Origin of the sequence: Ornithinibacillus gellani (genome assembly GCF_003730295.1) — a bacterium.
In the GTDB taxonomy this organism is placed as follows: domain Bacteria; phylum Bacillota; class Bacilli; order Bacillales; family Amphibacillaceae; genus Ornithinibacillus_A; species Ornithinibacillus_A gellani.
In genome coordinates this window covers 380,065-395,304 of record NZ_QTSZ01000017.1, presented here as the reverse complement: position 1 = coordinate 395,304, position 15,240 = coordinate 380,065, and the positions used below count along the sequence as shown (strand labels likewise).

The 15,240-nt window shown below is 37.6% G+C and carries 15 protein-coding genes and 1 other annotated feature; of the genes, 13 read left to right on the top strand and 2 right to left on the bottom strand.

Annotated features, from left to right (window positions below):
• Positions 1–10: 10 nt before the first annotated feature.
• Positions 11–193 (bottom strand): DUF2929 family protein, encoded by a 183-nt coding sequence (locus DX933_RS06040; protein ID WP_123315572.1) that lies wholly within the window; start codon positions 191–193, stop codon positions 11–13.
• Between the two features lie 120 nt (positions 194–313).
• Between DX933_RS06040 and DX933_RS06035 the strand changes: the two genes are divergently transcribed.
• The 5 genes from DX933_RS06035 (at position 314) to DX933_RS06015 (ending at position 4,676) form a co-directional block, all read left to right on the top strand.
• Complete coding sequence (locus tag DX933_RS06035) at positions 314–958, top strand: hypothetical protein (RefSeq protein WP_123315571.1); 645 nt, start codon at positions 314–316, stop codon at positions 956–958.
• Positions 959–1,282: 324 nt separating this feature from the next.
• The gene (locus DX933_RS06030; RefSeq protein ID WP_123315570.1) at positions 1,283–2,221 is read left to right on the top strand and encodes a beta-ketoacyl-ACP synthase III; all 939 of its coding nucleotides are present in this window, start codon (positions 1,283–1,285) and stop codon (positions 2,219–2,221) included.
• Between the two features lie 33 nt (positions 2,222–2,254).
• Positions 2,255–3,493, top strand: coding sequence for a beta-ketoacyl-ACP synthase II (fabF, locus tag DX933_RS06025; protein WP_123315569.1), 1,239 nt, complete (start codon positions 2,255–2,257; stop codon positions 3,491–3,493).
• 129 nt (positions 3,494–3,622) lie between these two features.
• Positions 3,623–3,829 (top strand): hypothetical protein, encoded by a 207-nt coding sequence (locus DX933_RS06020; protein ID WP_123315568.1) that lies wholly within the window; start codon positions 3,623–3,625, stop codon positions 3,827–3,829.
• Positions 3,830–3,902: 73 nt separating this feature from the next.
• Complete coding sequence (locus tag DX933_RS06015; protein WP_123315567.1) at positions 3,903–4,676, top strand: YjbA family protein; 774 nt, start codon at positions 3,903–3,905, stop codon at positions 4,674–4,676.
• Between the two features lie 555 nt (positions 4,677–5,231).
• Here the strand turns inward: DX933_RS06015 and trpS are convergent.
• Complete coding sequence (gene trpS, locus DX933_RS06010; protein ID WP_123315566.1) at positions 5,232–6,221, bottom strand: tryptophan--tRNA ligase; 990 nt, start codon at positions 6,219–6,221, stop codon at positions 5,232–5,234.
• A 62-nt stretch (positions 6,222–6,283) separates the two neighbouring features.
• Positions 6,284–6,461, bottom strand: a binding site (T-box leader).
• Positions 6,462–6,777: 316 nt separating this feature from the next.
• On the opposite strand from trpS, the gene DX933_RS06005 reads away from it, so the two are divergent.
• From DX933_RS06005 to DX933_RS05970, 8 genes are all read left to right on the top strand, one after another.
• Positions 6,778–7,704: a DNA-3-methyladenine glycosylase family protein gene (locus tag DX933_RS06005; RefSeq protein WP_317843083.1), complete on the top strand. Its 927-nt coding sequence runs from the start codon at positions 6,778–6,780 to the stop codon at positions 7,702–7,704.
• A gap of 150 nt (positions 7,705–7,854) precedes the next feature.
• Positions 7,855–8,598 (top strand): hydrogen peroxide-dependent heme synthase, encoded by a 744-nt coding sequence (gene hemQ / locus DX933_RS06000; RefSeq protein ID WP_223805881.1) that lies wholly within the window; start codon positions 7,855–7,857, stop codon positions 8,596–8,598.
• 132 nt (positions 8,599–8,730) lie between these two features.
• Positions 8,731–9,609 carry an NAD-dependent epimerase/dehydratase family protein gene (locus DX933_RS05995; RefSeq protein WP_123315564.1) on the top strand — a complete coding sequence of 293 codons (879 nt, stop codon included), beginning with the start codon at positions 8,731–8,733 and terminating at the stop codon, positions 9,607–9,609.
• 390 nt (positions 9,610–9,999) lie between these two features.
• Positions 10,000–11,214: a putative glycoside hydrolase gene (locus DX933_RS05990; protein ID WP_123315563.1), complete on the top strand. Its 1,215-nt coding sequence runs from the start codon at positions 10,000–10,002 to the stop codon at positions 11,212–11,214.
• A gap of 375 nt (positions 11,215–11,589) precedes the next feature.
• A complete protein-coding gene (locus DX933_RS05985; RefSeq protein ID WP_123315562.1) occupies positions 11,590–12,192 on the top strand; it encodes a GNAT family N-acetyltransferase in 603 nt (200 codons plus the stop codon).
• A gap of 313 nt (positions 12,193–12,505) precedes the next feature.
• The gene (spxA, locus tag DX933_RS05980) at positions 12,506–12,901 is read left to right on the top strand and encodes a transcriptional regulator SpxA (RefSeq protein WP_123315561.1); all 396 of its coding nucleotides are present in this window, start codon (positions 12,506–12,508) and stop codon (positions 12,899–12,901) included.
• A gap of 300 nt (positions 12,902–13,201) precedes the next feature.
• Positions 13,202–13,891 carry an adaptor protein MecA gene (mecA, locus tag DX933_RS05975; protein ID WP_123315560.1) on the top strand — a complete coding sequence of 230 codons (690 nt, stop codon included), beginning with the start codon at positions 13,202–13,204 and terminating at the stop codon, positions 13,889–13,891.
• A 95-nt stretch (positions 13,892–13,986) separates the two neighbouring features.
• Positions 13,987–15,183, top strand: a complete 1,197-nt coding sequence (locus DX933_RS05970) for a competence protein CoiA (RefSeq protein WP_190279427.1) — start codon at positions 13,987–13,989, stop codon at positions 15,181–15,183.
• Positions 15,184–15,240: the final 57 nt, after the last annotated feature.

Sequence of the window (15,240 nt, the reverse complement as noted above, 5' to 3'; positions counted from 1 at the left end):
CATCATTGTTTCATGAATGGCTTTTTTCACCTTTTAAAATTCCATCACCTAAAATGAAGATGATAATGGAAAAAACGCCTGCTAAAACAAGTGTATCATTTAAATTGAATGCTTGATTTCCCATGCTAGTCAATACATAGGAGAGCACGGAGCTAATCAATACGGCCCAAAGTGCCGTGATAATATACCGCATCGCTACACCTCATTTTATTCTTATCAATTATTTATTCCCAATCTAGTTTATCAAATGGTGTTGAAATTGAAAAGAGTTTAATCGTAATGTCCATAAAAATTCAATTAATGGAGGCGTAACATGAGCTATTTAGTCGATAATTGTTTTCATTGGATTGGTTATCATATAACGGATTATTTGCTTGAGCAAGGGGAAAAGGTAGTTGGTGTGGGAGAGGTTAAATCAGAACTAGAAGAGCAATTATCCATGTTGATTGGCAGAAATAGCCTATTCACTCATCTGCAGCCCTTAGATGATGCGACTTATCATACAGCGATTATCATCGGTGAATCAACATTTTCAAATGTATCTGAACGACAACTACACATTCAAACCGCTCATAAGCAAAAAAATGATCAGCATATCACCATATTATCCGCCCCTTATTTATATGGTGAATGGATGCCAATGTATAAGGATGGTTGTTACACTGAAAAGAAAGAGAAGGTCCCATTTGATTCCGAGCAATTTCTTCAAGAGGCTGTCCATATCGGTGATTTCGCAAGGGAGCTATATTCTTTGATGAAGAAATGGGAGAGAGATAAAATTGTCGAATTACCTAAAACCATTCATTTTACGAAAAAGAAACATGTTAAACATGATACAAGTGTCGAAATCCAAAACAACAGACCGGTGAAAGCCGCCTTCAATCAATTACAGGAACATTATCGGCGATTCACTTTTTTTTATCGACAAGCATATTCAGCGTTTAATACGGATGAATAGAGGTAAGTCGCGTAAAAACAAGCAGGCTTATAACTGTATTGTTTCATAAGTCAGTTTCGTTACTTGGATTTTTTTCAAAAAGAAAGCACAGTAGAGTCGATATGCCAAATGAGGACAGGCATGTTATAAGCATATGAAATCTCAAGCAAATCAAACACGATGATTACCAATTCAGCTTTAACAGGTGCTTGCATATCATGATTAAAGTTTGTTAGCGATCCAATAATAAATTTTTCTCTTGCAACAATAATTATTTTGAATTAAAATTAGTACCAAGTCATAATATTTGATAACAATATTTGCAACATATAAGGAGATGGCATGATGAGTGTTGGTGTAATAGGAATTGGGCATTACGCTCCACCAAAGGTTGTAACCAATAAAGATTTAGAAAAAATAGTAGATACAAGTGATGAATGGATTCGTACCCGTACAGGAATAGAAGAAAGAAGAATTGCTGAGGATGACATGGATACATCAGATATGGCATTTCTCGCGGCGGAAGAAGCATTAAAAGATGCGGGAACAAAAGCAGAGGAGCTCGATCTGATTCTCGTTGCGACTGTCACGCCAGATACGCCGTTTCCTTCCGTGGCTTGTATGCTGCAGGAACGACTTGGTGCAACCAAGGCAGCAGCAATGGATGTAAGTGCTGCATGTGCTGGCTTTATGTATGCAATGATAACGGCTAAACAATTTATTGATACAAAGGTTTATCGACGTGTGCTAATCGTAGGAGTGGAGAAGCTTTCCAAAATTACGGATTGGACGGATCGCAATACATGTGTGTTGTTCGGTGACGGTGCCGGAGCAGCTGTTATGGGAGAAGTTTCAGAAGGAAAAGGAATCCTTTCCTTTGAATTAGGAGCAAACGGTGCAGGTGGTGAACATCTATACCAGAATAAATCAAACCACTTATTTATGAACGGACGAGAAGTATTTAAGTTTGCAGTAAGACAAATGCCTGAATCCTCCGTTAACGTAATTGAAAAAATAGGCTATAATAAGGAAGATGTAGACTATCTTATTCCACACCAAGCAAATATTCGGATCATGGAGGCCGCTAGACAGCGACTTGGAATAGCGGAAGAAAAGATGGCCACGACGATTAAAAAATATGGAAACAATTCATCTGCATCCATACCTATGGCACTTTCTGAAAGTGTGAGAAATGGTAGTATTAAAGAGAATGATTTAGTGGTTCTTGTCGGTTTTGGAGCAGGCTTAACATGGGGTGCAGTAGCATTAAGATGGGGAAAGTAGATTGATTGTTTGAACATATAGGAGGAAAAACAAATGGAAAGAAGAGTTGTTGTAACTGGGATTGGGGCGGTAACCCCAGTCGGTAATGATGTAGGAACAATGTGGGACAACCTTGTTGCCGGAAATACAGGGATAGATTATGTAACAAAAGTAAACAAGGATGATTTTCCAACAAAGGTTGCTGCAGAGGTCAAAGACTTTGATCCATCTGATTTTATTGAGAAAAAAGAGATCCGTAAAATGGATTTGTTTACACAATATGCGGTTGTTGCTTCCAAAATGGCAGTCGCGGATGCGAAATTGACAATTGATGACACGAATGCAGACCGTGTAGGGGTTTGGATTGGCTCAGGAATTGGTGGTATGCATACGTATGAGGAGCAGCATACGCGTTTTATGGAGAAAGGTTATCGTAGGGTAAGCCCGTTTTTTGTACCGATGATGATTCCGGATATGGCAGCTGGACAGGTTTCCATCCAGCTCGGGGCAAAAGGAATTAACGCATGTACAGTTACAGCATGTGCATCTGGTGCAAACTCCATTGGGGATGCATTTAAAGCGGTGCAGCGTGGTGATGTAGATTATATCATTACAGGCGGTACGGAAGCACCAATTACAAACATGGCATTTGCTGGTTTTTCTTCTATGAAGGCCTTATCTGTCAATGAAGATCCCAAAAAGGCAAGCAGACCATTTGATAAGGAACGTGATGGTTTTGTAATGGGTGAAGGTGCTGGCATTCTAGTATTAGAAACATTGGAATCCGCATTGGCACGTGATGCACATATTTATGCGGAAATTGTTGGATATGGTTCAACTGGGGATGCTTATCATATTACAGCCCCTGCTGAGGATGGCGAAGGAGCTGCACGTGCTATGTCCCAAGCTATTCAGGATGCAAAGCTTGCCCCTGAAAATGTGGACTATATCAATGCACATGGAACGAGCACGGAATTAAATGATGCTTTTGAAACAGCTGCAATTAAACATGTATTCGGTGAACATGCGGAAAAGCTAGCCGTATCCTCAACGAAATCAATGACTGGCCATATGTTGGGAGCAGCAGGAGGGGTTGAAGCTGTTGTTGCAGTGAAATCAATTGCGACTGGAGTTATTCCACCGACCATTAATTATGAAACACCTGATCCAGCATGTGATTTGGACTATGTTCCGAATGAAGCACGAGAACAAGCTGTAAATGTTGTTGTTAGTAACTCTTTAGGTTTTGGTGGCCATAATGTATCACTCGTATTTAAGAAATATCAATCCTAATGTTTTAAAACCTGTATGAAAATATCCTTTTCATGCAGGTTTTTTTGTGCTTTTTAAGGAATTATTCATGGTTTGTCCAACGGTGCATATATATATGGATAAACGGTGGACAAGCGCAGGTGAAAAGCTTTGGGGTATGTATTTCTATTTTTAATTGGATTTGGTATGGCTGTTGCAGGTGGTGTATCTGTTATCGGCTATATGAATTTTTTGCCGGCGGGAGTTTCTTGGCTGGAGTACTTCATATTTATCCGCAGTCGTCCAGAATGTTATTTTCTCCCCATTGGACTTATCTTGATGAGCATTATTATTTATCGATTTCCGAACAATTCCTAATATGTCGTCGAATAAATTTTTCCATGATGGTCATAATGATGGTAAATGATTCATTTAGGAGCGAGGGTTGTATATGATGCAATTGCACGATGTTTGGGTGAACTGGTTTGAAGGGGAAGAGAACGGGTATAATGTTTGTCATTTCCACGAATGGCGTCGGGATGATGGAATTGAGCTATTGGATCAGGTGCCGCTATTATACATAACAGAAGCTTTATTTGACTACATTGAAAATGATATGCTTGATTTACCTAAGGAAATGCTGGATATGATGTATAAGCGTGCTTACGTAAAAAAAGGTCAAGAACGTCATGTATTAGATTATGCATGTGTCATAACGGATGGCGCAAATATACTTGCATTGGACACGATTGGTTATCATATTCCAATTCGAAAGAGCCGTCTGATTCCTAGACAGGAACAGCTTGTATTTGAGATGATAAAAAAATCAAAGGTAATGGATTTTTCGTTTAAGCGACGTAGTCATCAAAAAGAATACCATATTTTATCGATGCCGCCTGAGCTTGCTATCGGTTTAACGAGAAGAGAAAGGCAGTTAAAACATGTGATGATGATGGGGCTTGATCAGCTCCGCACGGCAAACAATATTGAGGAATTAAGATATTGGCTAACCGAATGGAATCCCAAAAAATATCCATACTTGCGCATGATGGATGCAGATGCTGTATGGAAAGCACTCTATAATGGTGTGAAACATGGTTGGAGCAAGGAACATGAAGAGCTTTGTGAGAAACTCGTGAAAGGTCAGCCGTTTTTAGAACGGATGTGGGAAATAGAAAATGCCCAGCACTACCAAAACGCAAGGCAAAAATCAAGAAATCAGTGAGCGGATCATTGCTCACTGATTTCTATTTTATGCGTACCCAGCGAGCCGTTAATTGCTAGTTGGTGAAAGTCCAACCTGAGTCAGTGCCAAGACGCTCAGTAGCTGACAGGCGACTGGTGAAGAAATTCTAAGTTGAAGCCCTATGACAAAGTAACTCTGTCAAGCGTGCGAGCAACCTAACAGGTTGTAACATGAAGTAAATCCTGCCGCCTCGTCAATTACAATCCTTTGTGAGGATAAAAGGGAAGTGAAAGAACATTTCTTAAAAAGCATTCAAGTAAGAATTTTTGTTGATCACAAGAATGGTAAACGGGGGATCAACAGCCAGTAAAGGCCTGATTGGTTCAACTAACAATCTGTGGGGGAAGGGCAAAAGCCCCCACGGATTGAAGTTTCACTTTATCACAGATTAACTGGCTGTAAGACCCCCGCTACAAAAATTTTTGTTGATCACAAGAATGGTAAACGGGGGATCAACAGCCAGTAAAGGCCTGATTGGTTCAACTAACAATCTGTGGGGGAAGGGCAAAAGCCCCCACAGATTGAAGTTTCACTTTATTTACGCACGCGGCCTAGTCCCATTGCTTTTTTTGCTTTTGCAAGCATCCGATTTGCTTGTCGGGATGCTTTTTCGGCACCTTGATCCAGAATGGTATCCAGCTCGGGTGATTGAAGTAACGCTTCATAACGTTCTTGGATTGGCTCCAACAATTGAATAACTGCGTTTGCAACATCTTGTTTAAAGTCGCCGTACCCTTTTCCGGCATATTTTTTCTCCAAAGCTTCAATTGTTTCGCCTGTACAACTGGAATATATCGTCAACAGGTTAGAAACGCCTGGTTTATTCTCTTTATCAAATGTAACGATACCTTCTGAATCTGTTACTGCACTCTTAATTTTCTTTTCAATCTTTTTTGGATGATCCAGCATGGAGATGAAGGCTTTTTCATTACTGTCTGATTTACTCATTTTCTTGGTTGGTTCTTGAAGTGACATAATGCGTGCCCCAACCTTTGGAATACTAATTTCCGGAATGGTAAATATATCGTTGAAACGATTATTAAATCGCTGTGCAACATTTCTAGTTAGCTCTAAATGCTGCTTTTGATCATCTCCAACGGGTACAATATCTGCATTATACAGCAAAATATCCGCAGCCATTAATGCAGGATAAGTAAATAAAGCCGAAGATACAGCATCTTTTCCTTCTGACTTATCCTTAAACTGTGTCATTCGTTCTAATTCTCCCATATAGCTAATCGATTGTAACATCCAGCCTAGCTGCGTATGCGCTGGAACCTCTGATTGGATGAATAAAGTAGATTTATTAGGGTCAATGCCAGAAGCAAGGTATAAGGCAGCTAGTGAACGAATGTTTTTACGAAGCTCCAGACGATCTTGTGGAACTGTTATCGCATGTTCATCGACGACACAGAAATAACAGTCATGGTCATGCTGTAGCTGGACAAATTGCTGAATTGCTCCCAAATAATTGCCAAGTGTTAATGTGCCGCTTGGTTGAATACCAGAGAAAATTGTTTTCATGAAAGACACTCCATTCTTATTCATTACATTTTTCCATTAAAAAAAGCCCATTCTCTCCCATTGCAAGGGACGAATGAACCGCGGTGCCACCCTAATTATCCAAGTTTTTCTATTGGATCACTTAACATGTAAACAACTCCAAAGTCCAATTCCATTATGCTTTGATGTCTGTTTACACCAACCACAGACTCTCTAATCAATCAGGGAGCAAATGTACTACGCCTTTTTCATCGTTGTTAATATATGATTTTTATGATTACAATTATATATAGTTGGAGCAGGGAATGCAAGCCGATGCAATTTGTTAATGGAGTCAAGTACTTGTGGGAGAATCTTATAGTCCCTTATTATGGTATTGTTTTATCGGCGTTTGGCAGAATATCCAACGGGTTATTGCGCTACATACAGTAAGCACTTTCCATGGATGGATTTTCTGTCTTGTCTTTTGATGCTGTCCTTAACATTTTACGCTAATCAAATAGGATCTTTTTCCATTCACATATGTGGCTTGTATAATAGATGATGTGAAGAGAATTATTTGGGAGGGGAGACCGTCTTGACCAACAATGATCAGCATGTAAAGTTGGAATCCAACGATGCTTATATATGGATTGAAACACCAGAACCATTTGACTTTATGGTGAATCTTGACTATCTGCAACGTAACCCAAAGGAATGTATGTATGACATTACAGACGGAATCATCACACGTGTCATTGATATTGCGGGAGAACGGGTATTGGTACGAATAGATTCCCCTGACAACCGAAAACTTCGTGTACAATTCCTGTCAGATGCATCACTGCCAACAAGAAAAATGGTTGTTGCTTACATCTGGGAGTGGTTTGATTTGTCAATGGATTTAAGTGGGTTTTATGAATGGGCACAATATGATCCACTCTTGAACGAACCTGTTGAACGCTTTTACGGATTGCGGATAATGGGCATTCCGGATCTATTTGAAACATTATGTTGGGGTATATTAGGCCAGCAAATAAATTTAGGTTTTGCTTATACTTTAAAACGACAATTCGTTGAAAAGTATGGGGATGCTATCACGTTTGAAGGAATGAAATATTGGAGTTTTCCTTCGTATGAAAGTATAGCTAAATTATCACCAACGGATTTGTCTGATATTAAAATGACTATTCGTAAAAGTGAATACATCATTGGGATTGCCCAGCTCATGGCGACAGGTCAATTAGCAAAAAAGAAACTGCTCTCATTAGGGGATTTTAAACAAATAGAAAATGCACTTGTAGCCATTCGAGGAATTGGTCCATGGACAGCTAATTATGTAATGATGCGGTGCTTACGCTTTCCTAATGCATTTCCGATAGATGATGTGGGACTCCACCTGGCATTAAAACAACAAATGGGACTGGGGAGAAAACCAACAAAAGATGAAATCAGAAAAGTTTCCGTGAATTGGAAAGGTTGGGAAGCCTATGCAACATTTTATTTATGGCGCTCCAAATATTGAAACAGAAAATGATTTTTAAAAATAAGGATGGAAGGGAATTTCTAATTTTCTTCACATTTTCAGCAAATTTCCGTGATGTGCATCACAAGTGTTTCATTTATTAAGATTTATGATGTAGGTATAATTCAAATTTTTTCAGGAGTGATAAATGTGGTCGAAACAGTTCAAACATATGATGGTTGGTACGCATTGCATGACTTCAGAACAATGGATTGGGAAAAATGGCAGCTATCCTCTGAACAAGACAAGAAAGAAGCCTTACACGAATTTAAAGAATTGATTGGAACCTGGCAAAATCAGGCAGATCAGAAGAAAGGTAGTCATGCTTTATACACGATTGTTGGGCAAAAAGCAGATCTCATGTTTATGGTATTGCGCCCTACGATGCAGGATTTGAATCATCTTGAAAATGAACTAAATCGTACAAAAATAGCTCGTTATTTTAAACCAGCTTATTCTTATGTGTCCATTATTGAAAAAAGTTCTTATACCAAGCCGGATATAAATCCGTATGAGGATCCAAATATGTTAAGTAAACTATTTCCATCTATACCGGAGGAAGATTATATATGCTTCTATCCGATGAGCAAGCTTCGCGGGGAAACAAATAATTGGTTTACCTTACCTAAGGCTGAACGTGGCCGCATGATGTTTGACCATATTAAAACGAGTAAACCGTTCACAGAGCAGGTGAAGCGGATTATAACAGGCTCGATTGGTTTAGATGATTATGAATGGGGTGTATCTTTATTTTGTAATGATCCATTACAATTTAAGAAGTTAATTTATGATACAAGATTTGATGAGGTCAGCGCTAAATATGGTATCTTTGGTTCCTTCTATATTGGATGCCGGCTTGTGCTCGACGATATAGAATCATTTTTTGTTATATAAAATAATTGGCATAAGAAGTTTTCACCAATAACAGGGTGAAGGCTTCTTTTTTTGAAGAAAAAAGCTTATGTTGGGAAAATGTGAATTAGTTGTTTATAATTTATATAGTGATTAAAGGAGAGTGTGTTCATAGTGAAAACAGCATTGGTATTAGGTGGAACGCGATTTTTCGGTGTGAATTTAGTGGAAGCGCTTTTAAATAAAGGAGTGGCTGTCACAATAGGTACAAGACAAAACAGTGGAGATCCATTTGGAAATGCAGTCGAGCGTATACAATTGGATAGATTTGATTTAGCCTCTATGCAAACAGCAGTAAAAGGTCGCACTTGGGATGTCGTTTTCGACCAGCTTTGCTATTCATCAGTTGATGCAGAAGTGGCTGTAATAGCTCTGGAAGGTAAAGTGAAACGATATGTTTTTACATCCACCTTGTCTGTATATGATGATGGGGGCGAACAAACGGAAGAACGATTTGATCCATATTCCTATACCTTGAAAATGGAAGCACGAGATAATGTAACGTATCAGGAAGGAAAACGGCAGGCGGAGGCATACTTTTATCAAAAAACTTCCATGCCAGTTGTTGCCATGCGAATACCTATCGTAATGGGGGAGACTGATTATACGGAAAGGTTACTACATTATGTAACATGTATTAAAAATGATAAACCAATCTATTTGCCAAACCCGAATGCAGAAATGTGTTTTATTCATCAAAAAGAAGCGGGTGATTTTTTAGCATGGGCAGGAGAACAATCATTCACCGGGCCAATTAATGCAAGTGCAAATGGGCAAATAGCTATGAAAACCTTAATGGGACTCATTGGTGAAAACACAGGTGGTCACGTACATATCACATCAGAAGATCAAACACTGGAGTCTCCATATGGGATTTCAAAGACCTGGTCACTCAGCAACGAAAAAGCTGCAAAACTAGGTTATAAGTTTTCAAATCTAATGGATTGGCTACCGGATTTGATTCACGCGCTACAGCAAAGTGATAACACATAAGACAATGGAATAAGATAGAACTGATTCAAACCATGCTCATCGATACGTTTTATAAAAAAAGTTTTATGTGAATTAAAGGTGACGTTGTTGGGTTAAACTGCAAATATTTCACGGAAAATGATGGATAGGCAGTATAGAATTATATTCGTAGATATGATATAATTTGAGTTCGAAATTTGACAAATGATGGTGATTTTTAGGAGTTATTCTGTACAAGTTATGCAAGATAGGCAGATATTTCTATTATATTAGCATCAATCCAGTGTAAATAATTAAGAATGACAAATGCAACTTGTTAACACGCCTCTGGGGAGATACGCACAACCTGCCAGAGGCTTACGTATTTCCTTCATGTGAAAAATAATTTAGTAGATTAGGAGATGGATTAGCATGCAGAAGAGAAAAACATCAATTTTTTTATTGATTGGAATTCTCCTATTCGGTAGCATCGTTTTTGCAGGCCCAATACAATCGAGTGCTGATGGAGAGCGAACAGCATCACTTCATGAAAAGAGAATGACTGGTTTGCAATTATTTGATATGGAGCAGCAGATAAAACGTTTTAAGTTTGACTCTGGCTACACCTTTGAATACCCGGATGCAGTGAGAGGGATTTATGTTACAGGAAATTCGGCAGGCGGAAGTAAATTTGAAAGCTTGCTCGATTTAGTAGAAACAACTGATTTGAATGCAATGGTAATAGATATAAAGGAAGATCATGGTTATTTAACCTTTAAGCCTGAAAAAGGATCACCATATGAGGACATCGGTCAAAACTATATTCATGATCCTGAAAAATTAATGAAAGTATTAGAAGAAAAAAAGATTTATCCAATTGCTAGAATTGTCGTATTTAAAGATACGGAGCTAGCTAAAAAACGTCCAGACTTATCCTTTACTGAAAACGGCAAAGTGTGGCAGAACAATCGCAAAGAGGCGTTTGTAAATCCATTTGAAAAAGAAGTTTGGGAATATAATGTTGAAATTGCTAAAATGGCAGCAGAAATGGGATTCCAGGAAATCCAATTTGATTATGTACGGTTCCCAGAAGGCTTTGAAACACGTGATGAGGACTTAACCTATTCAAAGGGAGATTATGAAAAATCGAAAAAAGAAAATAGCCAGCGACGTGTTGATGCGGTAACAGATTTTGTAGCCTATGCAAAAGAACAATTAGATTCTTATGGAGTAGATGTTGCTGTAGATATATTCGGCTATGCCGCAACGATTCCGGAAACACCGGGAATTGGTCAAAACTTCTCCCGTATTTCGGAAAATGTTGATATCATTTCTTCCATGATTTATCCAAGTCATTGGACAGCAAATTACTTTGGAATACCAATGCCAGATAAAGAGCCATACCGACTTGTATCCGAATATGCAAAGGTGGAAAATGATGTATTAGGCAAATTAGATAATCCACCGGTGTCCAGACCTTGGCTACAGGATTTTGAAGCACCGTGGCTTTATAAAGGGCCAGCAACCAAATATGGTAAAGCAGAAATTGAAGGTCAAATTAAAGCATTAAAGGAAAATGGAATTAACGAATACTTGCTTTGGAATGCAGGTAACACGTATACGAAAAATGTAGATTATACACCATAAAGATCGAATCCGGTATGTGCAGCCCACGTACCGGATTTTTTAGGGCAAAAAATGAAAAGCCTGATCAATTGTTGTTTTTTTATCACAGATCAACAGCCGGTAACCACTAACAATCAGAGAGGGAAGGGCTAAAACCCCCACTGATTGAAGTTTACCTTTATTGTTCTAGGTTTTTCGTTTGCAATGACATTATTCTAATTTTTTATGGGACAGGGATAAACATATAGATCTTACAAGGTAGGCACAATGAGGCTTATGCGATTGCTTTTGTATATTCCATTTTGCATGGTATATGCTAAGGAATCAGAGCTCATTTTTTAATATCGGCATTTTTTGTTATAATAAAAAACGACTACGTTTAAAAGGAGTAGATCGATGAATTGGTATGAAAAATTGAATGAATATTTCCCAGTAGAGGAAATGAAATCAAAGGAGCATATGGATATGCTTCTTCAGGAAAAAGGCGACGTATATCATAAGGACGAAGGTCCACACCATGTTCTTATGTATGCAGAATTCGAGACATTTATATTTATTGATTATTTATGGGTCTCGGCTGCTTCAAGGGGACAAGGCTTGGGGCATCAATTAATCAGCAAACTCAAAGAGAAGAATAAACCGATCATTCTTGAAGTGGAGCCTATTGATTATGAGGATACAGATACAGAAAAACGTCTGCACTTTTATAAACGGGAATCATTTTCCCATGCTCAATCAATCGGATATAATCGACGTTCACTTGCTACGAATGAAGAAACCGTGATGGAAATACTATATTGGTCCCCAAGAAATGATTCCGAAGAAGTTATTTTTGAACAGATGAAAAAAATGTATGAACTTATTCATACGTATAAGGATAAAGAAATTTATGGTAAGTCCTATCAATCTGTTGATGAGGTATTGCGTTATGATGAAGATCGCGACACAGATGATTTATTAGAAAGTATTCAAATTCGGGAAAAAACCGAAGCAGAATAATACGGATTATTCTGTATCGATATAAGAAAGAGCATATCAATCAGCAACAGGGCTTTCCTGTCTGCTGATTGATTTATTTTATAGAAAAATGAACGCCTTTACGTTTATTCAAAATACATTATGGGTATATTGTAATTAATTGTACATAAATAAATCATAGATAAACTTATGATTTTGTTTATTTTTCTGGAAAACACCCCTACCTTTTGCTTGACAAATGTAGTATAATATACTTAATGGTAATCTAAATTAATTATTATTTAATAAAATGTTTATATATCAATTATAGACATAGAATGAGGAGTGAAGTTACATGGTAACACTTTATACCTCACCAAGCTGTACTTCATGCAGGAAGGCAAAAGCATGGTTGGAAGAGCATGATATTGCATATAAGGAACGCAATATTTTTTCTGAACCATTAAGCCTGGAAGAGATTAAAGAAATATTAAGGATGACGGAAGATGGAACAGATGAGATTATTTCCACTCGTTCCAAGGTATTTCAAAAGCTGAATGTAAATATTGAGCAATTACCTTTACAGCAGCTGTTTAATTTAATCCAGCAAAATCCTGGATTATTACGTCGACCAATCATTCTTGATGAAAAACGTTTACAGGTTGGCTACAATGAAGATGAAATTCGTCGTTTCTTACCGCGTACGGTTAGAACTTTCCAATTGCGTGAAGCACAACGAATGGTTAATTAATCAATTAGCAAGCCTAATGATTGAAAAGCGGAGATCTCCAATTGCAGAGCTCCGCTTCTATTTATGTTGAGACGAAAAAGATGACAATCGACTATTTTTACGCTAAAATGATGATTCAGTTCATATATATAGGCTAATTTATTGTCCGATTCTTTTGAGAACCGCATATGCTGTTGTAAAGGGAATTCGATGCTTAAACTTATATGAACCGGGTATTAGTATAATAAAGAAAGAATTCATTCAGTGAGCAAAGTATAGTGGCTCTTCCGCCAATCATTTGTCAGAAGGGAGAGGAATTAAATGGAGATAGAAAGAATTAATGAAAATACAGTTAAATTTTATATTTCATATGTCGATATAGAAGATCGCGGTTTTGAACGGGAAGAAATTTGGTATAACCGTGAGAGAAGTGAACAGCTATTTTGGCAAATGATGGATGAAGTTAATTATAAAGAAGATTTTAATGTAGATGGTCCATTATGGATTCAGGTTCAAGCCTTGGATAAAGGTTTGGAGATTGTCGTAACGAAAGCGCAAATGCATAAAAATGGTGAAAATATCGAGTTACCAATTAATGGTGAAGCAATTGACCTTTCAGTTGATGAAAAAATGGAGCAGTTATTGGAAAGCAAATTTGGCAAAAGCTTGTCAGGTGAAGAAGAAGAGAATGAAGAAGAGGAAGAAGACGATAATGTTTGGGTCGTTATTAACTTTAATGACTTTGAGGATGTTATTCAGCTAAGTTATTATTTGGAACGTTGTGAGGAAACCTTTAATACCATTTTATACCATTATGAAGACCAATATTTCCTCTACGCTGAATTTAAATCAGACGAGATTGAAGAAGAAGTACGTGAGAATATTATTAGTCAGCTTTTTGAATTCGGAAATGACTCCAATGTCATGTGGTTTGTATTAGAAGAATATGCAAAAAAAGTATTTGAAAATGATGTATTCCAAAAGGTGAGAAAGCATTTTCCAGTAAATTAAAGAAGATACCTGACATGGGGTGTCTTTTTTTTTGCTTTTTTGCAGGGATTTTTAGATTGTGGTGGAATATGTATACAAAAGGAGGTGGTTTGGTCTTGCTTCAAGCCAAATCTAGCTCAGGTGAATATATTACCTTAGCACTTTTAACAAAGAAAGAAATTGATCGTAGGAGGGGAGATACTTTTTTCTGCCCTGTATGTAATAATAAGGTTATTATGAAAGCCGGGACAACAGTGATACCGCATTTTGCTCATAAATCAGGAGCTGCTTGTGAAACGATGCATGGCGGGGAAGGAATTTATCATGAGCAAGGAAAATTATTGCTTTATCAATGGTTACTTCAGCAAGGATTGAACGTTACACTGGAAGCATATATTCCAGAGATTAATCAACGGCCCGATTTGCTTGTAAATATTAATGGAAAACAAATTGCTATTGAATATCAATGTGCAAAGATTCCTAAATCACAAATTGATAAACGAAATAATGGTTATCTCGACATGCATATCACGCCAATATGGATTCTAGGTGCCAACCATTTTAAGCGAATAGGTGAACAAATATTTTATACCTCTACATTTACACTTCAATTTCTTCATCAATTCCACAATGAATTTGCTACAACCCTATATTATTTATGTCCCTATGAAAAAAAGCTTGTTACCTTGCAAAACATCCACCCCATTAGAGGCAATCGAATGATGGCTGTTTTTCGCCAGTTGTATTTGCAACACGCAACATTTCTTCATTTATTTGATAATACCTCCTTCACACCGGAACAGCTATATTTACCCTGGATGAAAGAAAAGAGAAATTTTCGTTTACGACCACGTAATCAGCTTTATGGTCGTGAATTGAAATGGCATCGTTGGCTATATGACAATCAACTGTGGATTGAAAGACTTCCTTCTATTATTTATCTTCCGATTGCCAATCAGCTCCATATGAAAACACCGCTCTGGGATTGGCAGAGCAGACTTTGGTTTCAAATTTTGCATCGAATTCCTATTGGCGGTACATTTACGCTTGCAGCATGTGAGCGGTTCATTCGTCAAGACAAGCTTCCTAGACGGACATATTCCTTATTGTTATCTGCTGACAGTCCCATTTTATCTTATCTTCAATTAATAGAACAAGCAGGTATGATTGAAATGACAAATCCAGGGCAATATAAAAAAATAGCCCCCATGACGAGCTATACCAATGTGGAGCAAGCAATAATAGAGGACCAAAAGTTAATGAAGAAACTAGTAGCTGTTCATAATCAAAATACAAGCATCTTTGGTTCATAATCCGTTATACTATGTATAGAAACCTTCGTCAATTTAATCAATTCAGAAATTTTGACG